15 protein-coding genes and 1 pseudogene are annotated in these 18,921 nt (G+C 67.4%); 9 read left to right on the top strand and 7 right to left on the bottom strand.

Going from position 1 to position 18,921, the window contains the following annotated elements; all coding sequences use genetic code 11:
• Window positions 1-331 precede the first annotated feature (331 nt).
• The 3 genes from LZC94_23480 (at window position 332) to LZC94_23470 (ending at window position 4,369) form a co-directional block, all read left to right on the top strand.
• Entirely contained in the window at window positions 332-1,552 is a 1,221-nt protein-coding gene (locus LZC94_23480; GenBank protein ID WXB20166.1) for a hybrid sensor histidine kinase/response regulator, read from the top strand.
• On the top strand, window positions 1,549-2,724 hold the full coding sequence (locus tag LZC94_23475) for a cysteine desulfurase (GenBank protein ID WXB20165.1): 1,176 nt from the start codon (window positions 1,549-1,551) through the stop codon (window positions 2,722-2,724). The genes LZC94_23480 and LZC94_23475 overlap by 4 nt, the downstream gene beginning before the upstream one ends.
• A 343-nt stretch (window positions 2,725-3,067) precedes the next feature.
• Complete coding sequence (locus LZC94_23470; GenBank protein ID WXB20164.1) at window positions 3,068-4,369, top strand: PQQ-dependent sugar dehydrogenase; 1,302 nt, start codon at window positions 3,068-3,070, stop codon at window positions 4,367-4,369.
• 47 nt (window positions 4,370-4,416) lie between these two features.
• Here the strand turns inward: LZC94_23470 and LZC94_23465 are convergent, their stop codons facing one another.
• The 4 genes and pseudogenes from LZC94_23465 to hisS form a co-directional block, all read right to left on the bottom strand.
• Window positions 4,417-5,304, bottom strand: a complete 888-nt coding sequence (locus LZC94_23465) for a dienelactone hydrolase family protein (GenBank protein ID WXB20163.1) — start codon at window positions 5,302-5,304, stop codon at window positions 4,417-4,419.
• Between the two features lie 46 nt (window positions 5,305-5,350).
• Window positions 5,351-6,232: pseudogene (locus tag LZC94_23460) on the bottom strand (glycoside hydrolase family 6 protein).
• A 317-nt stretch (window positions 6,233-6,549) separates the two neighbouring features.
• A complete protein-coding gene (locus LZC94_23455; protein ID WXB20162.1) occupies window positions 6,550-8,364 on the bottom strand; it encodes a hypothetical protein in 1,815 nt (604 codons plus the stop codon).
• Window positions 8,361-9,602: a histidine--tRNA ligase gene (gene hisS, locus LZC94_23450; protein ID WXB20161.1), complete on the bottom strand. Its 1,242-nt coding sequence runs from the start codon at window positions 9,600-9,602 to the stop codon at window positions 8,361-8,363. Before hisS ends, LZC94_23455 begins: the two co-directional genes overlap by 4 nt.
• An 87-nt stretch (window positions 9,603-9,689) precedes the next feature.
• Here hisS and ruvX point away from each other — a divergent pair, with 87 nt between their 5' ends.
• The 6 genes from ruvX to LZC94_23420 all read left to right on the top strand — a co-directional run bounded on the left by ruvX (window position 9,690) and on the right by LZC94_23420 (window position 15,138).
• Window positions 9,690-10,154 (top strand): Holliday junction resolvase RuvX, encoded by a 465-nt coding sequence (ruvX, locus tag LZC94_23445; protein WXB20160.1) that lies wholly within the window; start codon window positions 9,690-9,692, stop codon window positions 10,152-10,154.
• Complete coding sequence (gene mltG / locus LZC94_23440; GenBank protein ID WXB20159.1) at window positions 10,151-11,347, top strand: endolytic transglycosylase MltG; 1,197 nt, start codon at window positions 10,151-10,153, stop codon at window positions 11,345-11,347. The genes ruvX and mltG overlap by 4 nt, the downstream gene beginning before the upstream one ends.
• A 120-nt stretch (window positions 11,348-11,467) precedes the next feature.
• Window positions 11,468-12,466, top strand: a complete 999-nt coding sequence (gene glk, locus LZC94_23435) for a glucokinase (protein WXB20158.1) — start codon at window positions 11,468-11,470, stop codon at window positions 12,464-12,466.
• 63 nt (window positions 12,467-12,529) lie between these two features.
• Window positions 12,530-14,521 carry a transketolase gene (tkt, locus tag LZC94_23430; GenBank protein ID WXB20157.1) on the top strand — a complete coding sequence of 664 codons (1,992 nt, stop codon included), beginning with the start codon at window positions 12,530-12,532 and terminating at the stop codon, window positions 14,519-14,521.
• 90 nt (window positions 14,522-14,611) lie between these two features.
• Window positions 14,612-14,821 (top strand): addiction module protein, encoded by a 210-nt coding sequence (locus LZC94_23425; protein ID WXB20156.1) that lies wholly within the window; start codon window positions 14,612-14,614, stop codon window positions 14,819-14,821.
• Complete coding sequence (locus LZC94_23420) at window positions 14,818-15,138, top strand: type II toxin-antitoxin system RelE/ParE family toxin (GenBank protein ID WXB20155.1); 321 nt, start codon at window positions 14,818-14,820, stop codon at window positions 15,136-15,138. Before LZC94_23425 ends, LZC94_23420 begins: the two co-directional genes overlap by 4 nt.
• A gap of 252 nt (window positions 15,139-15,390) precedes the next feature.
• On the opposite strand, the gene pgl is transcribed toward LZC94_23420, so the two are convergent.
• From pgl to zwf, 3 genes are read right to left on the bottom strand one after another with little or no spacing between them, the layout of a single operon-like run.
• On the bottom strand, window positions 15,391-16,134 hold the full coding sequence (gene pgl, locus LZC94_23415; protein ID WXB20154.1) for a 6-phosphogluconolactonase: 744 nt from the start codon (window positions 16,132-16,134) through the stop codon (window positions 15,391-15,393).
• Window positions 16,131-17,321 carry a glucose-6-phosphate dehydrogenase assembly protein OpcA gene (locus LZC94_23410; protein ID WXB20153.1) on the bottom strand — a complete coding sequence of 397 codons (1,191 nt, stop codon included), beginning with the start codon at window positions 17,319-17,321 and terminating at the stop codon, window positions 16,131-16,133. Before LZC94_23410 ends, pgl begins: the two co-directional genes overlap by 4 nt.
• Window positions 17,318-18,886 carry a glucose-6-phosphate dehydrogenase gene (gene zwf / locus LZC94_23405; GenBank protein ID WXB20152.1) on the bottom strand — a complete coding sequence of 523 codons (1,569 nt, stop codon included), beginning with the start codon at window positions 18,884-18,886 and terminating at the stop codon, window positions 17,318-17,320. The genes LZC94_23410 and zwf overlap by 4 nt, the downstream gene beginning before the upstream one ends.
• Window positions 18,887-18,921 lie beyond the last annotated feature (35 nt).

The following is an 18,921-nucleotide window of genomic DNA, read 5'->3' as shown; positions in this document are numbered from 1 at the left end:
GGCGGCGGGTAGCGGTGCCGCGGAGGGCTGAGGCGCGGCCTCGCGTTGCGGCTGGGCGGCACCTTTGGCTGCGGAAGCCGCGGTCACCGTGGTATCCGTCGAGATCGGTTCTGGGCTGGGAGGCTCGGTCAGCTTGGAGCACGCCGGCAGAACCGGTAGAACCAAGATGGGAACCACCCGCCAAACCATCGAGCTTCGCCGGGCGTGAGTGTGAGACCGAGAAAAGGCGGAAAAAACGGATAGCATGGAACGACAACGACCTGGTTTGGTGAGCTCAGACGGCTTCATGCGCGGCGAAAACGTAGTCGGGCTACACTGGAAGTAAAGACTTATGCCGCGCGTCCTCCATATCGAAGACGATCCGCGAAACCGGCTGCTGGTTCGCAAGCTCCTGACCGCCGATGGCCTGGAGGTCATCGACGCGCCCGACGGCCTCGAAGGCGTTCGCCTGGCCTTGGCGCAGCGCCCGGACCTGGTTCTCGTGGACATCAACATTCCCGGTCTGGACGGATACGAAGTCACCCTGCGCCTGCGCAACGAAGCGGGTTTGCGCGGGGTGCCCATCGTGGCCATCACCGCGGAAGGCGAGCGCGAGACCAGCTTCGCCGTCGGGTGCGACGGATTTTTGCAGAAGCCCATCGACGCGCGCAGCTTCGCCCGTCAAATCCGCGACTACCTGGAGGGCCGCCGGGAGAACACCGCCGGCACCGACACGGGGGAGCGCTTGCGCATGCAGAGCGGCCGCATCGTGGCGCACCTCGAGACGAAGGTGGCCGAGCTTTCGGCCGCCAACGAGCGCCTGCGCGACATGGATCGCCTGCGCACGGCCTTCTATCGGAATGTGTCGCACGAGCTGGCCACGCCGCTCACCCCCATCGTGGGCTACCTGCGCATGCTCATCGACGGTGAGCTGGGGGAGGTGCAAACCCCGCAGAAAAAAGCCCTCCGCGCCATGGATGACTGCGTGCGAAGGCTCCGCGCGAGCCTCGACAACCTGGTCGACGTGACCGGCCTCGAGACCGGTAAAATGCGGTTCTTCAACCGCGACTACGACTTCTTGGACACCGTGCGCCGCGCCATCGCGCAGCACGCCGACGCCATCGCCGAGCGGCACATCACCTTGGTGGAGGAGCTCCCGCACGGGCCCATCCCCGCCTACGGCGACTCCGACCGGCTTCACCGCGCCATCCTGCAGCTCCTCGACAACGCCGTGAAGTATTGCCCCGAGGAAGGGAGCATCGGCATCGCCGTGTGGGAGACCGAGTCGACCTGCGAGGTGCTGATCGCCGACACGGGCCCCGGTGTTCCGCAGGACCGCGTGGAGCGCATCTTCGAGCCGTTCTTCCAGGTCGATGGCTCGCCCACGCGCGCCCACGGCGGGGTGGGGGTCGGCCTCGCCATCGTGCGCCGGGTCGCGCGCGGTCTCGGCGGCGACGTGCGGGTGCAACCGGGGGCACAGCTGGGGCACACGGTCTTTCCGGGTGCCGCCTTCGTCCTCTCGGTGGCCCGCCACGCGCCCACCGTGGTCGCCGACGCCCGGATCGGATCGTGACCGCGCGCGTCTACCTCGATTGGAACGCCACCACGCCGCCGCTCGACGAGGTGATCGACGCCATGCACGCGGTCCTTCGCACCGCGTGGGCCAACCCGTCGAGCATCCACCTCGAGGGCCGCGGCGCCCGGTCGCACGTGGAGGGCGCGCGCGCGGCCGTGGCGGAGCTCGCGGGGGTCGATCCGCGGGACATCGTGCTCACCTCGGGCGGCACCGAGGCGAACAACTTGGCGCTGCGCTCGGCCTTCGCGCGCACCGCGGGGACCCTCGTCACCAGCCGCATCGAGCACCCGTCGATCACGCGCGTGGCCGAGGCCCTCGAGGCGGAGGGCAAGGCGCGCGTTCGATGGTTGCGCGTGCAACCTTCGGGCGCCATCGACGTGGACGATCTGGAGCGCGCGCTCGCTACCGAGCCGGACGTGCGCCTTTTGGCGCTGCAAGCCGTGAATCACGAGACGGGCGTCGTTCAGCCGACGGCGGAGGCCATCGCGCTCGCCTCGACCCGTGGCGTGTGGGTGCACGTGGATGCCGTGCAGGCGTTTGGCCGCATCGATGTGGGCGGGATCAGCCCCGGCCAGGTTTCATGCCAGGTTGCAGGCGGTGATGGCGTTCGGGTCACGCGAAGCATGGCGGCGCACAAGATGCGGGGCCCCAAGGGCATCGGCGCGCTGGTGACCCGCGCCGATGTGCTCCTCGAGCCGGTGCTGCGCGGCGGCGCCCAAGAGCGCGGCATCCGCCCGGGCACCCTCGATCCGGTGGCGGCGGCGGGGTTTGCCGTGGCCGCGCGGCATGCGCGCTCGGGCCAGGAGCGCTACGCGCACGTGGCGGAGCTGCGCGATCGCTTGGAGGCGGGCCTCTTGCGGATCGACCCGCGCCTGGCGATCAACGGCGATGTGCGTCTGCGCGCACCGCACGTGACCAACGTCGCCTTCTCCGCGTGGAGCGGCCCCGAGCTGGTGGCCGCGCTCGATCTGGAGGGGGTGAGCATCTCCAGCGGCAGCGCGTGCAGCGCGGGCACCATCGAGCCCTCGCCGGTGATCACCGCCATGCACGACGAAGCGCGCGCGCGCCGCTCGGTGCGCTTCTCGCTCGGCGAGGGCACGACCTCCGAATCGATCGAGGCCGCGCTGGTCGCGATCGACCGCGTCTTTGCGCGATCGCACATGGCGTGAGCCGGACCGCGCGCGCCGCGCGCGCACCGTGACGTGCTCTGCGAATGCGATTCGGTGCGGCGCGCTCTTCTGAAATGGGCGAGCGCGACCACCATCCGCACGGACGTGTGGTTCGTCATAAGGTGGACACGGTGCGTGCAGGTGCTCGTCAATCCGAAATTCATCGGACATTGACCTAGCTTTTTGGATACCGCGCGTTACCGCGATTGCAAAGATGGGAATCGTGTGCTGAGGAGTATCCCGGCGTTTGCACGAGCCGTAACCGAAGCTCACCCGCGCAGGGCGGCAGCTGATCGAGTCGCTCTTACGCAAAGCAGCATATCCAAGCAAAGGGAGAACCCCAATGAGATGGCTTGTTTTGTCCGCGAGCGGATTGTTGGCGCTTCTAGGATGCAGCAGCACGTCGTCGGACTCCGGCACCGATCCCGGGGGTGACGAAGACATCCAAGGCAATGAACTGGCAGCCGGCAATTGTACGGGCACGACGCCGTACACCACAGCATGGGTCGCCGATCCCAAATTGTGTGTCTATGTCTACGCGAGTGGACTGGGCGCAGCGAGGCAAATCGCATTTGCGCCCAACGGGGATTTGTTCGTCAGCAACGGCAAAGTCACCGTTCTTTGGGACGACAACAAGAACGGCACCAGCGACAGCAACGAGCAGGGCACGTTCGCGACGGCCTCGGGGCTCAATCATGGCCTGGCGTTTTCGCCCGATTTCAAGTTCCTGTATGCCTCGAGCGCGACCACCATTTATCGTTGGGCCTACACGGGATCACGCACGGCCACGGGTCCCGCGCAGGTCGTCGTAAGGGGCATTCCCTCCGGCGGCCACTCCGCGCGCACCCTCGTCTTCGACTCGCGCGGCCGCCTCTATGTCAACGTGGGCTCCTCCGGCAATGTGGATACCACGCAGCAGCTCTGGGATACGCGCGCGCAGGTGCGGCGGTTCGCCATCCCGTCGACCATCCCGTCGGGCGGGATCAACTATACGAGCGGCGAGGTGGTCGCCAAAGGCCTGCGCAATGAAAATGGCCTCTTCGTCGACGCGCAGGATCGCCTCTGGGGCGTCGAGAACGGGCGCGACAACCTCACCGATCCGGATACGGGTGATATCCACAACGACAATCCGGGCGAGGAGATCAACCTGCTCGAGGACGGCGGAAATCGGTTTTACGGATATCCATTCTGCTACAGCGAGTACAAAATCAACGGCGGCGGTGGCGCGGGCACGCAGTGGGCGGATCAGACGCTCGCGACGTCGATTCGCAAGACCGACACCTGGTGCCGCGACACGAACAACGTGCGCCGCCCCAAGTTCGTGATGCAAGCGCACTGGGCGCCGCTCGGCCTCGCTCAGTACACGGGCAGCTCGCTGCCGTACACCAACGACTTCATCATCGCCATCCATGGCTCGTGGAACCGGTCGCCGGCCACCGGCAAGCTCCTGGCACGTGCGACGTACCAGAACGGCGAAATCGTGGCCGTCACCCCCATCGTGGGCGAAAAGAACGCCTCGGGCGGCCTCGGTCAAGGTCAAGCCGGCGCACCGCGCCCGGTGGACGTCCGCCAGGGCGCCGACGGCGCCGTCTACTACTCCGACGACGACGGCGGCCGCATCTTCAAGGTCGGCTACCGGCAGTAAATGCGTTCGCGGATCGCGGCGCCGTCGCAGCGCCGCGATCCGCGTCGCTAACCCAAATAGTGGCCAAACCAGGCGAGGACCTTGGTCCACGCCTGGGCGGCCGCCTCCGCCTGGTAGCGCGGGCCCGTGTCGTTGAAGAACGCGTGATCGGCGCCGGCATAGGTGACGATTTCATGGACCAGGCCGGCCTTCTCCAGGGCCGCCTTGGCCGTCTCGCGCGACGCGTTCACCCGCGCATCCGCCTCCGCGTACACGCCCAGCACGGCGGCCCGCGAGCCCGTGAAGTCCGCCCCGTCGGGCAGCGGGCCGTAAAAGGGCGCGGCGGCGGCCAGCCTCGGGTCCTTCGAGGCGATGAGCCGCCAGGTCATGCCCCCGCCGAAGCAAAAGCCAATGGCGCCCAGCTTGACCCCGGGCGCGCGGCGCGCGAGCTCGTCGAGGCCGGCCTTCATATCGGCCACGAAGCGCTCGGGCGCGACCTTGCTGAGCGCCGCCGTGGCATTGGCGGGATCGCCCAAGGCGGCGGTGCCGCCTTCTTCCGAGAGCAAATCGATGGCGAGCGCCGAGTAGCCCGCTCGGGCAAAGCGGCCCGCCAGCACGCGGAAGTGCTCGAGGAGCCCCTTGTTCTCGTGAATCACCAAAACGGCGCCGCGCGGCTTTTCGGCGCCGGCCCAACCCCCTTGCAATGTGCGGCCCTCGGGGCCAGCAAAGGTGACGGCCGACGCCGCCGCGGCCGCGTCCGCGGCACTCGCGCCGGGAGGAGGCGCGGGCGCGGGCGCGGTTTTGCCTTCGCTCGCGCACGCGGCGAGCAGCGACGATGCGGAGCCTGCGGTCCACCCCATCAGCGCGAGGCGATGCAACGCCTCGCGCCGGGTGATGAACCCATCGGCGTGATCGATGGCGACTTCCTCGGCCAGGTAGCGTTCGAGATCGGTCATGGTGCGGGCGAGTCTACGCTCCCCGCCGCGCGGTGCACGCGCTCGTTCATGTCCCGTTGATCAAACGAACCGCCAGCTCAGGGCTGAACGTGCCCGCCGGGGTGCTTGGCGCGGTGCCGCAGGGACCATCGGAGTCGCCCGGGACCTTGACCCACAAGAGCGCATCGGCGTTGCTGCCGGCGCCACCACCACCTGCCTGCGTCGCCGTGCCCAGCTTGCGCTCCGCGGGGTTGCACCACTCGCCGTTCTTGGAGCCTTTGCCGTTTCGGCTGGTGTCGATCACGAACTTCTTCGTGTAGGCGAATTTGCTGGAGAGCGACGTATTGACGTTCGATGCGTACGAGAGCGATTCGTCGGTCGTATAGAAATTCGAGACGTTGACGGCAAATCCGCGCACATTGCGCACGCCCGCCGAATCGAGGCGTGTGGCCATTTCGGGCGCCGCGATCCATTTGGCATTGCCGCCGTCGAGGTACGCGCGCGCGTTCTTCGCCTTGTCGCGGAGCTGTTCGGTGGCGTAGCGGAGCAGCTCGAGGCGGGTCTGCTTTTCACCGGCGTTCGGCATGCAATCGAGCTGCGCGACCGCATCGGGCTCGATCACCACGATGGCCGGGCGGCTGCCGATGGCCGCTGCAAAGGCCGAGATCCACGTGCGGTACGCGGCCGGGCTGCCGGCGCCGCCGCTGGACGCACCGTTGCAGTCGCGTCCGGGGATGTTGTACGCGACCAGGATGGGCCACTTGTTCGCCGTGGCCGCCGCGCCGACGAAGCTCGATACGTCGGTCGAAATATTCCCGTTCCAATTTCCGAACCAGCGCGCGCCGGGTTTGCTGGCGATGTTCGAGCGGATCGTCGCGGCGCGCGAATCGCTGCCGTGATCGCGCACCCACGTGGCCGGATTGGAGTTGGGATCGACGTAATAGCCATTGGGCGCCGCCGCCGCCGCGAGCTCCGCCGGATCGCTGCCCGATTGGTCGCCTGGTTCCGAGGGTGGCTTGGATTTCTGATCCTCCGTGATCGGATCGTTCTCGCGGCCACCTGCGGGGCCGGGCGACGGCGTATCCGTACTACCGCAGCCGATGGCCGAGACGACGAATGGAATGACGGCAAAGACGATCGTTCGCATGCGCATGTACCCTCCACATGGGTACCGCAGGAGCGTCGCGCGCGATGTCGGACGCACGCCACACCCCGGCGGTCCCAAGTGCTGGGACATAGCCACGAACGATCGACGCGGGAAGTGTCTTAGAAGTTCACGCGCGCCGTCTGATTGGGAGATGAAGGCGATGGACCGGCCACTTGAATGGGAATCCAGAACGCCCGCACCCGCGCGTAGCTGCCGGAACGTTGATATCCGGCGAGGCCGAACAGAATGTTCCAGAAATAGCCCGTCGGATCTTCGCCGTAGGAGAAGAGCGGCAGCAAATGGAATTGCCAATCGGTTCCGCCCACCGCTTTCTTTTGCATGTAAAGCGTATTGGCGGCCACCTGAACCACGGAGTCGTCCGAGGTGTCGGCGAAGCGCCAATAGAGCGGGAAGCCGACGGTGGTGCGGCCCTTGGGGCTCGCGAAATCCCAGAAGAAGGGCGCCACCACCGAGTGCGTGGAGCGATCGTTGCGGCCGAAATAGAGGATGGGGTGAAGATCCGCTTCCCAGCCGTGCTGGTCGGTCGAGACGGTCAGGGTGGGGAATGCCCACCACGTGCGCGATTGCCCGTAGGTCTCGAATTTTCCAAAGAGCGGCGTCAGGAAGTCGTGACCGCGCGGGCTGTCGGATTGGTAGTAGAACGGGGCCATGGCCCACGCGTGAAGTCCGATATCGCGGTCGCGGTAATCGAAGAAGAGCGGGAGGACGGGGCCCGCCGCCTGGAAGCGCGTGGCGTTGTTGCGGGTGGTGGCCACGCTGTAGAACGGCGTGAGCATGGTGTCGGCCGTGAGGGTCACCCGGCGCAGGTAGCCAGGGACGACGAACAGCGACTCCGTCTCGCTTCGGCCGTAGTGGAAGAGCGGGAGCAACGTGGTGTGGTGCTCGCGGATGCCGCCCGACTCCGGCCTTCCTTGAATATGAAAGAACAGCGGCGCGATGTCGAAGACGCTGCGCTTGGGATCGGATTGCAGGATCAGCGGGCCGGCCACCGTAAAATGGCTCTGCTCCACCTCGCGGTAGCGATTGTAGAAGAGCAGCGGCGGGATCAACGTATACGTCTTGCGCATCCCGTCGATGGATCCATTGTCCCCGTGGAAGAAGAAGGGCACGAGGCCCATGTCCACGTCGGTCTTCGTTCGGTCGCGGAAGAAGGGGCCCACCAGGGTAAAGGCGCCATCTTCGTTGTAGTGCGACGTGGTCAAGAGCAGCGGCGCGTGGAAGTAGCCTGCCTTGGGGCGCGAGCCTTGGAAGAAGAGCGGCGCCAGCCAGTTGTCGTGCTCTCCGGGGGCCTCGCGGTGGGCGAGGGGACCGAGGACGAACACGTTGTTTTGCCGCTCGCGAACGCGCCACACGAGCGGAAAGAGCACGTCGGCGTCGATGCGCGGCGAGCGGCGCTGGTAGTAGAGCAGGCCGATGAGCGACTCGCGGTCCTCCGCGCCCGAGGCCCCGGGTTGGCCTGGCTTGGAGAGATCGGGCAGGCCGCGGGTGTGCTCGAGGTAGAGCGGCGGCACCAGGCGGATGCGCAAATCGCCTTTTCGCTCTTCGTAATAAGGAAAGAACTTGCGCTGCACCTCCCCGGTGGCCGCCGGGGGATCGCGGTCCGAGTCGGAGCCGATGCGCTCCTTGATCTCGGGGTTGATCTCGAGCGGATCGGCGGGGGTCGCGACCTGGGGCTCACCGCGCGGCGGGGTGCGGACCTTCGGGGCCTTGGCATCGTCGTCGTTCGCCTTTCCCGATTTGTCGTCCCCCGCGGGATCGCTCCCCGGCGTGTCGCCATCGGGGGCGGACGAGGGCGAGGGCTTTCCCGAGGGCGGAACCGACGGGTTGCCACCCCGGGATTGCGCCGCCACGGGCAGCGAGAGCAACGCGAGAACCAATCCGAGGGCGCTCGAGCACGCGCGGGCAGCGATCACCGGCTCCTCGCCTTCAAACGATCGCTCACGAAGCGAACCACCTCGGCGCGCGCGATGGAGTCTTGCGTATGGGCCGCGAGATCCTTGACCTGCACGGTGCCCGATTCGACCTCGCTGTCACCGAGAATGAGCGCGATCCCGCAGCTCAGCGCGTTGGCGCGGCGCAATTGGCTCTTGAGCGAGCCGCCGCGGCTGTCCACCTCGACCGCCACGCCTTCGCGCCGCAAATCGCGCCCCAGGACCAGCGCCGGCTCCACGGCGGACGCGCCGAGCGGTGCGATGTACGCATCGACGATGGCGCCGGGGACGGTCGCTTCGCTCGCGATGATGAGGCGTTCGATGCCGGACGCAAATCCGATGGCGGGGACCTTGGGCCCGCCCAGCTCTTCGATCATGTTGTCGTATCGCCCGCCGCCCACGAGCGTATCGCCGGCGCCCAGCTTGGCGCTGGCGCCTTTGATCTCGAACAAGGTGCGGGTGTAGTAGTCGAGCCCGCGAACCAGGTGGGGGTCGATGGTGAAGGGAACGCCCAGCGCCGTGAGCGCGCGTACGAGGCCGTCGAAGTGGGCGCGGTCGTCGTCGGACAGGTATTGCTCGATGGTGGGGGCTTCGGCCACGACGACCTTGTCGCGCGGATCCTTCGAGTCGAGGATGCGGAGCGGGTTGGTCTGAAGGCGCCGCTGCGACTCGGCGCTGAGCTCCTCGCGGCGAGGCTCCAGAAACGCGACCAGCCCGTCGCGGTAGCGCGCGCGCGCCTCGGCGCCGCCAATCGAGTTTACCAGGACGCGCACATCGGGAATTTTCAATTGGTCGAAGAGACCGACGAGCATGTCGATCAATTCCGCGTCGCATCCCGGCCCCGGATCGCCGAAGATTTCGCAATCGAGCTGGTAGAATTGGCGGTAGCGGCCGCGCTGGGGCTTCTCCGCGCGGAACATCGGGCCCGTGCAGAACCACTTGGTCACCGGCTCCAAGGTGTGAACGCGGTGCTCCACGTACGCGCGGGCGACGCCTGCCGTGGCCTCGGGGCGAAGGGTGAGCGCCTCGTCGCGATGGGTAAAGGAGTACATCTCCTTTTCCACGACGTCGGTCGCCTCGCCGATGGTGCGGACGAACAGTCCGGTGGGCTCCACGATGGGGGTGCGGATCTCGCGAAAGCCGTAGCTGCGGGCGGCCTCGGCAAAGAGCCGCTCGATAAGGTGCCACCGGGCCATTTCGTCCGGAAGCACGTCATTCATCCCCTTAACAGCGCGAAGATGGGTCATCCAGCGCGGGGACCTTACACTGTCCTTGTCCGAGCTGTGCGTTGAAAGTAGACGTTGCCCGTGGATCCTTCTCATCCTCGTCGCCGCCCCAAGTCCCCGAAAGCCCAAGCCACGCGCACCTGCGCGCTCGATTTGGGCGCCGTTCGTGTGGGGGTGGCCATCGACGACGAGCTCGGCCTCTACGCGCACCCCCGAGGCGTGCTCGATGGCCGAGATATTCCCGCCCTCTTGCGAAATCTGGTCGCGCTGGCGAAAGAAGAGGGCATCGGCCGGTTTCTGGTCGGCTTGCCGCTCGATATGAAGGGCGGGGAAGGGGACGCCGCCCGCAAAGCGCGCGCCCTCGCGCAGCGCATCGCCGACGCGACCGGTCGCGACGTGGAGCTGGTCGATGAGCGCCTCAGCACAGTCCAGGCGCGGCGCGCCCTCGCCGCCAGCGAGGTCCACGGCAAGAAGGCGCGCGCGCGCATCGACGAGGCGTCGGCCGTCACCGTGCTGCAAGCATGGCTCGACGCGAGGCATGCATGACGGAGAAGAAAAAGCCGCCGCGCCCGCGCTCCCCGGCGGGCCCCAAAAAGCGCACCTCCCGCACGTCGGTCAAGCCTCGGGCGCCCGGTGCAGGTGGCGGTGGCGGTGGTGGCAGCAGCGGCGGCATGGCCATCGCCAAGTGGATCGCCGTCATCATGGTGGCCATCGCCGCGCTTCTCTTCGGGGCGCTGGTGATGATCTACCCCGCGCGAAAAGGCGCGGGCGGCGGTCGCGAAGTGGACCTGGTGCTCATGGGCGACGAGTCGCCCGAGGCGTTGGCCGGCAAGCTCGCGGGCGCGGGCCTCATCGAGGATCCGCGCATCTTTGCCTGGTTCGTGCGCGCCAGCGGTGCCAGTGGAAAGGTCGCCAAGGGCTCGCACTTCCTCACAGACGATCTCTCGCCGAGCGAGCTCCTCACCCGCGTCGAAAAGCGCGGCGCCGCCACGCGGGTCAAGGTCGCGGTGCCCGAGGGGTGGACCCGCTTCGACATCGCCAAGCGGCTGCACACCCTGCGCGTCTGCTCCAAGGGCCCCTTTCTCGAGGCCACGCGGGATCCGCGCCTTCTCGGCGAGCTTCGCATCGAGGGGGATTCGGCCGAGGGCTTCCTTTTTCCCGCCACCTACGAGCTCGCGCAGGACTCCGCCCCCGAGGACGTGGTGCGCCGGATGAAGAGCGAGTTCGACCGGCGCTTTGCCACCCTCGAGGAGCGCCACGCTTCGGGTACCTTGGACCTTGCGCAGACCCTCCACTGGGGAACGCGCCAGATCGTCATTCTGGCCTCCATGATCGAAAAAGAGGCGGTGGTCGACGACGAGCGCCGCACCATCGCCAGCGTGTTCCTGAACCGGCTGCGCGATCCCAAGTTCACCCCCAAGCTTTTGCAGTGCGACCCCACCGCCGGCTACGGCTGCCTGGTCGACCCCACCCGCTCGCCGGCGTGCGCGGCCTACACCGGCAAAATCACGCACGATATCGTGGCCGATCCAACCAATCCGTACAACACGTACAAGCACGAGGGGCTCCCGCCCGGCCCCATCTCCAACCCCGGCGCCAAATCGATCGAGGCGGCGATGGATGCGAGCGCCACCCGCTTTTTCTACTTCGTGGCCAAGGGCGGGGGCAGGCACCACTTCTCCGAGACCTACGCGGGCCACACGGCCGCCATCGACGGGAACGCCAACGCGAACAAATGACCAAGCCCGACCCGAGCGCAACGACAAAGCGCGGCGGGCCCCACCGGAGCTTGCCGATTGTCGGCCGCTTAAGCCTGCATAGCTCGTGACCGCGCCACGGTGTCGTAGTACATCGGGACCGTGATTCTGGCGGCGGATGTTGGGGGCACGAATGCGCGGTTGGCAATCTACTCGGCGGACGGCGAAAAGCTGATCCGGCGGGAGACCTACCCCAGCCATACACACAAGAGCTTCGAAGAGGTCGCGCGGGCCTTCTTGGCCGCCGGAGGGGAGAAGCCGCTCGCGGCCTGCGTCGGCGTGGCCGGGCCCGTGGTCGACGGGCGGGTGGAAGCCACCAACGTCCCGTGGATCCTCGATGAGCGGATCATCGCGCAAGCCTTGGACATTCCGAAGGTTTCGCTGATCAACGACCTGGTGGCCCTCTCGCTCGGAGCCCTTCACGCGCGCCCCGAGGATCTGGTGCTGCTCCACGGCAGCTCGCTCCCTCGCACCCAGGGCGCCAACTTGGCGGTGATCGCCGCGGGCACCGGTCTGGGCGAGGCTTCGCTGGTGTGGGATGGGCAGAAGCACGTGGTCTGCGCCACCGAGGGTGGACACGTCGACTTTGCCCCGCGCAACGAGCTGGAGATCGATCTTCTCCGCTACCTCATCAAGCGGGTGAAGCGACGCGTGAGCTACGAGCGCATCCTGTCCGGTCCGGGCATCGGCAATGTGTACGACTTCTTCCGCGAGGCAAAGGCCATCCCGGAGGACGAGGTGGTGGAGGCGGCCATCGCTTCCTCCGCCGACCGCAACGCCACCATTACCAAGCTCGGCATCAGCGGGGAGAGCACGGCGGCGGCGCGCGCGCTCAAGCTGTTCATCAGCCTCTACGGGGCCGAGGCCGGCAACTTGGTCCTCAAGTCGCTGGCCGTCGGCGGGGTGTTCGTGATGGGGAAGATCGCCGTCAACCTCTCCGCGCAGCTGGGGCCCAAGGGATTCGTCGATTCGTTCCTGGACAAGGGGCGCATGCGGCAGCTGCTGGAGAAGACCCCCATCGCCCTCGTGCCGGATTCGACCATCGGCCTCTCGGGCAGCGCCCGTCATGCGGCCGCCAGCCTGTCCGGCCTCCGGACTTAGAGCCCGCTCTCGTCGGGAGACGCTAAACCAAGAAGCGACGGAACGAAGGAAAGAAGAAGGACGATGCCCCGCGATTACGATCCCAAAGCCGCCCTCCTCTCGATCAACACGATCAAGACCCTGGCGATGGACGCCGTGCAGAAGGCCAACAGCGGCCACCCCGGAACCCCCATGGGGCTCGCCGAAATTGCGTTCGAAATTTGGACCGGCTACCTCCGCTACGATCCCAAGGATCCGCACTGGGCGGGGCGCGACCGGTTCGTCTTGTCGAACGGGCACGCGTCGATGCTCCTCTATTCGATGCTGCACCTCGCGGGCTTCGACCTGCCCATGTCCGAGCTCGAGAACTTCCGTCAGTGGGACTCGAAGACCCCGGGGCACCCCGAGAGCCACATCACGGCGGGCGTGGAGACGACGACCGGCCCTCTGGGTCAGGGGGTGGGCAACGCGGTGGGCTTTGCGCTGGCGGCCAAGCTCATGGAGGCGCGCTTCGGCGAGCCGTTCAAGGACGTGCACGTGTACGCCATCGCGGGCGACGGCGACTTGATGGAGGGCGTCAGCGGCGAAGCCTCCAGCTTGGCGGGGCACCTGGGGCTGAACAACCTCGTCCTCTTCTACGACGACAACCGCATCACCATCGAAGGCGAGACCTCGCTGGCCTACTCGGAGGACGCGGGCAAGCGCTACGAGGCGTACGGCTGGTTCGTGCAGCACATCGACGGCCACGACCGCGGCCAGATCCGCGCGGCGCTCGAGCGCGCCCGCGCCGAAAAAGAGCGCCCCTCGTTCATCGTGGCGCGCACGCACATCGCCAATGGCGCACCGACGGCCCACGACACGGCGGAGGCCCACGGCGCTCCGCTGGGCGAAGAAGAGATCGCGGCGACCAAGAAGGCGCTCGGCTGGGACTACCCGAAGTTCACGGTGCCCGACGAGGTGCGCGCCCTCTTCGCGCAGCGCGCGGGCGACAACACCAAGGAGCGCCAGGCGTGGGATGCCCGCTATGCATCCTGGCGCAAGGAGAACGACGCGCGCGCCAAGGAGCTCGACGCCTTCCTCGCCAAGGCGGTGCCGGCCGATCTCTACGAGCAGCTGCTGAAGGCGCTGCCGGAGAAGGAAGACGCGACCCGCAACATCTCCAACGCGATCCAGCAGACGGTGGCCAAGCTGGTGCCATCGCTCATCGGCGGCTCGGCCGACCTCGCGCCCTCGACCAAGACGCTCATCAAAGGCAGCGCCGGCGTCTCGCGCGGCGACTTCACGGGTCGCAACCTGCACTTCGGCATCCGCGAGCACGGCATGGGCGCGGTGGCCAACGGCATGGCGCTCTTCGGCGGCATCATCCCCTACGGCGCCACGTTCCTCATCTTCAGCGACTACATGCGCCCGAGCGTCCGTCTCTCGGCGTTGATGGAGCAGCAGTGCATCTGGATCTTCACGCACGACTCCGTGCTCCTCGGTGAAGACGGCCCGACGCACCAACCCGTCGAGCAATACTTCGCCCTCCGCCTCATTCCGAACCTCGTCTTCGTGCGCCCGGCCGACGCCCTCGAAACCGCCGCCGCCTGGGCCCTCGCGATGGACCGCCGTCACGGCCCCACGGCGTTCGCTTTGAGCCGCCAGAAGCTGCCGAAAATCGCGCGCGATGCCGACTTCGATCCCAAGAGCGTGCTGCGCGGTCTCTACACCGTGCAAGAGGCCACCGGCGGCAAGCCGGATCTCATCTTGGTCGCCAGCGGCAGCGAGCTGCACCTCGCCACCGGCGCGCGCGAGCGCCTCGAAAAGGCGGGCCGCAAGGTCCGCGTCGTCAGCGCCTTCAGCCTCGAACAGTTCGAGAAGCAAGACGCGTCCTACCGCGAATCGATCCTCCCGCGCGGCGTGAAGAAGGTATCCATCGAGGCCGGCCGCAGCGAACCGTGGCGCGCGATCCTGGGCGAGGACAGCCTCAACTTGGGCATCGACCGCTTCGGAGCGAGCGCCCCGGACAAGGTGCTCGCCCAAAAATTCGGGCTGACGATCGACAGCGTTACGGAGACGATCCAGCGCTGGCTCTAGCGCGCAAAAAAAAGATAAGAGAATCGCCGGGTTCACCAGAAGTAGTAGAATTTTCTGGTGATCCGGTGAATCTCGGCTAGCGTTTTTTGCATGAGCGACTCCAGAGATCTCAAAGACGCTCGGACGTTCGAGCTCATTCAGAGCCTCGAAGGCGCGGCCGCCGATCCCGACGCGCCCGAGCTCTGGAAACGCGAAATCGCTCGCCGTGTCGACGACATCGAGGCTGGAACCGCCGAGCTCGAAGACTGGGAAGAAGTTCGCGACCGTCTTCGAGCTGCGACTGCTGTGCGCCGGCCGTGAAGGCGCGCGTACGCTTCCACCTCGCGGCGCGGCTCGAGGCAGAGGCGGCGGCGCGCTGGTACGAGGAGCGACAGCCCGGCCTCGGTGACGACTTTTTCGTCACGGTCGAAGACACGATTCACGCGATTGCCGATGCGCGAAACCCCGGCACCGTCAGCCCCGACGATCCGCGTGCGCGGCGCGTTCGGCTGTATCGATTTCCCTATTTCATCGTCTTCATGCTTCGAAGTGCGAGCGAAATCGTGATTGTCGCCGTGGCGCATGCAAAGCGACGACCCGGGTATTGGCGCGAGCGACTGCGCTCCGGGAAGACGTAACGTGGGGCGCGGTCAGCACGTCGAAGTGCGGGCGAAATCGTGATTGTCGCCGTGGCGCATGCAAAGAGACGACCCGGGTATTGGCGCGAGCGACTGCGCTCCGGGAAGACGTAACGACGGGCGCGGTCAGCATTTTCGAAGTGCGGGCGAAATCGTGATTGTCGCCGTGGCGCATGCAAAGAGACGACCCGGGTATTGGCGTGAGCGACTGCGCTCCGGGAAGACGTCATGTCGGGCGTGAGCCGATGATGGTCAGCCCAATCCGCCGGCCGCCTTGTCGATCACCCAGGTGATCGAGCCGCGCACCCCGCGGAGCACCCGCCCCGGCGTGTGGTGCACGTCGCCGCTGGTGGACCAGATGCGCTCGAGCGCCTCTTGTTTTCCCTTGCCCACGGCCACGATGAGGGCGGCGCGCGTGTGCTCGATGAGCGGCACGGTGATCGAGAGGCGCGCTTCGCGTTTGGCGGCGGAGGGGACGTCGATGACCAAGCGATCCGTTACGTCGACGGAGGGCTCGCCGGGGAAGAGGGACGCGGTGTGGCCGTCGTCGCCCACCCCGTAGACGGCCACGTCGAACTCGGGGATCCCGGTTTCGGCGTGGCGGACGCGCGCGCGGATTTGGGACGCGTACTCGCGGGCGGCGGCGCCGCGATCGGCCGCCTCGCCGCGCATGCGGTGGATGCGATCGGGCGGGATGCTCACGTGATCGAGCAGCGCCTCTTGGACCATCCGGAAGTTGCTGCGGGGGCTGTCGGGTGGCACCGCGCGCTCGTCCACGAAGAAGACGTCGACCTTGGACCAATCGATGCGCGCGTCCTCGCGGAGCAGCGCATAGGCGGGGCCGGGGGTCCCGCCGCCGGAGAGGGCGACGCTGGCTTGGCCCTGCGCGTCCAGCGCATCGAGGATCAGCTTGGCCAGCCGGCTCGCCGCCTCGCGCGCCACCGCGATGCCGTCGGGGACGGCGATCAGCATGCCCGGCACCACCTTGGTCGTCATGTGCAGATCCACCCTTCCTCTTCGATCTTCTCGGAGAATCGCGCCGATTCATCCAAGGTTAAATCGATGGCCGGACGGTGCAATGTGCGCTCGAGCACCCGCGCGCCGCGGTTGGTGCTCAAACGAACCGTTTGCTCGGTGGCGCTGGGCAGATCGACCGATAGCTTCCAGATGAGCACATCGGCGTCGGGGGTCGCTCCTTCGAGCCCGCTCCGCAAGGTGCGCTCGATGGAGCCCGTGGCCACCAGACCATCCGCCTCCGCCGCAAAGGTCATCCCCGCCAGCGCCGCCGGCGCCACCCCCATTGGCCGCGGCACCGCGTGCAGCTTGATGTTCACCACCTCGCCGTCCTCCCGCAAAAGGCGCGAGCGCCCGCCCACCCGCTGCACCTTCCACCCCAGGCGGCTCGCCAACCAGCCGAGCACCAACGTCCCCTCGGACCCAAGCCGCGCGCCCGGCTCCGACGCTTGCGCGATGGTCAAGCTGGTCAGCTTCTTGGCGTGGCCGTAAAGCTTTGGCTCGTCGAAGAAGCGCGCGAACATCTCTTGCCACGGCCCCACGCGCGTCCACGCCATGTCGGCGATCGACGCGCGCCCCGGTTTTTCGCGGCCCCAGCGCGCCAAGGCGAGGAGGCTCGTCAGGGACGTGTACTCGGTGTCGAGCACGATGCGCTCCGATTCGCGCGCCAGCTGGAGGAACACCGGATCCTCCACGTGAACGCGCCCCAGCCACACGAGCGACGTGGGGATGTCCGGCACCAAGAGCGCCTCGACCGCGCTCCCCGCCCGCGCCGCCAGCGCGCCCGATGCCGTCAGGCGTAGCCGCTCCGAGCAGGTGGTGGTGGCGCCGTCGTTCACCGAGCAGACGGCGGTCGCGTCTCCATCGAGGCCGCTCGGCGCCTCCGGATCGATGGTCACGAGGATGGCCCGCGCCGGAATGTTCCGAGTCACCTCGTCCACGATGGGCGTGTACTTTTCGACCAGCTTGGGCGAGCTGCACGCCACCACCAGGTTCATCGCGCACACCCGCGATTTCACCGGCTCGCCCGGCTGCGGCTTCCAGATTTCGCGCAGCTCGCGCTCGAGCCGCGAGAGGACCTCCGTGGGGCGCGGCCGCGCGGGCTCGCGTGCTGCCGTCTCGTTTTGCCCGTTTTGCCCGTTTTGCCCGTCGTGCGCCTCTTGCGTCATGGTTTCCTCCAGCGGCGCCCGTCGCGCGCGAGAAGATCGTCGGCTTGCTCCGGTCCCCACGAACCGGCGGGGTAGATGGGCGGGGGCGCGCCGCCGCCGCCGTTCCAGCCTTCGAACACGCGGTCCATGAAGGCCCACTGGTGCTCCACTTCATCGGAGCGCGTGAACAAGGTGGCGTCGCCGCGGATGGCGTCGAGCAGAAGGCGCTCGTAAGCCTCCGGCGTGTTGGAGCCGAAGGCGGCGCCGTAGCGGAAGTCCATGGCCACGTCGCGCAGGATGGTCGTCTGCCCCGGCTCCTTGCTGGTGAAGCGGATGGAGATGCCCTCGTCGGGCTGGATGCGCAAGGAGAGCACGTTCGGCGTGATGCCGCCGTCGGCCGGTCGGAAGAGCGTGTGCGGCACCTTCTTGAACTGCACGGCGATCTCGGTCACCCGGCGAAGGAGCCGCTTTCCGGCGCGCACATAGAAGGGGACCCCGCCCCAGCGCCAGTTGTCGACGAAGATGCGCATGGCCACGTACGTCTCCACCGCGCTATCGGACGCGACATCGGGCTCCTCGCGGTACGCAGGCACCTCTTCGGCGCGCACGAAGCCGCGCCCGTACTGCCCGCGCACCACGTTCTCGGTCACCAAGGAGCGCTCGATGGGCCGGAGCGATCGCAGCACCTTGACCTTCTCGTCGCGCACGGCGTCGGCCTCGAGCGAGATGGGCGGCTCCATGGCCGTGAGGCAGAGCAGCTGCATCAAGTGGTTCTCGACGATGTCGCGCGTGACCCCGGTCTGCTCGTAGAATTTGCCGCGGCCCTCGACGCCGATCTCCTCCGCCACCGTGATCTGCACGTGGTCGACGTGCTCGCGCGTCCACACCGGCTCGAAGAGGCTGTTGGCGAAGCGGAAGACGAGCAGGTTCTGCACCGTCTCCTTGCCCAGGTAGTGGTCGATGCGGAACACCTGGTCCTCGCTGAACACCTTGCCCACGGTGGCGTTCAGCTCGCGCGCGCTCGCCAGATCGTGGCCGAAGGGCTTCTCGATGACCACGCGGGTCCACGGTGCACCGTTGCGCTGCACGTCGGGCGCCGCGCGCGAACCGCCTTTGCCGTTGCTCGGCGCCACCAGCCCGGCTTCCTTCAAGCCTTGCGCGATGACGCCGAAGTCGGCCGGCGGGACGGCCAGGTAGAAGAGGCGGTTTTTGCGCGTCCCGCGCTCCTGGTCGAGCGTCTCCAGGTGCTCGCGCAGCTTCTGGTAGGTGGCCTTGTCCTCGAAGGTCCCCGGGACGTAACTGATGCCCTTCTCGAAATCCCCCCACACCGCCTCGTCAACCGGTTTCCGCCGGGAAAATTTGCCGACGGCCTCTTTCATCTCGGTGCGAAATTCCTGATGCGATTTCTCGCGCCGTGCCACGCCGACGACGGCGAACGAGCCTGCCAGGTAGCGCCCCAACGCGAGGTTGTAGAGTGCAGGCATCAGCTTGCGCCGCGTGAGATCGCCCGAGGCGCCGAAGATGACGACGGCGCAGGCATCGGCGTGGCGTTCGAAGGTGGAGTTGTCGCGAAGCGGGTTCGTCATATCGAGGGAGCTCCAGGTCCGGGGAGGGGAGGGAG

The sequence above is a fragment of the Sorangiineae bacterium MSr11954 genome, from assembly GCA_037157815.1.
Taxonomy (GTDB): domain Bacteria; phylum Myxococcota_A; class Polyangia; order Polyangiales; family Polyangiaceae; genus Pendulispora; species Pendulispora albinea.
Note: the sequence above shows the minus strand (reverse complement) of the source record. Positions and strands in the feature narration are given on the sequence as shown.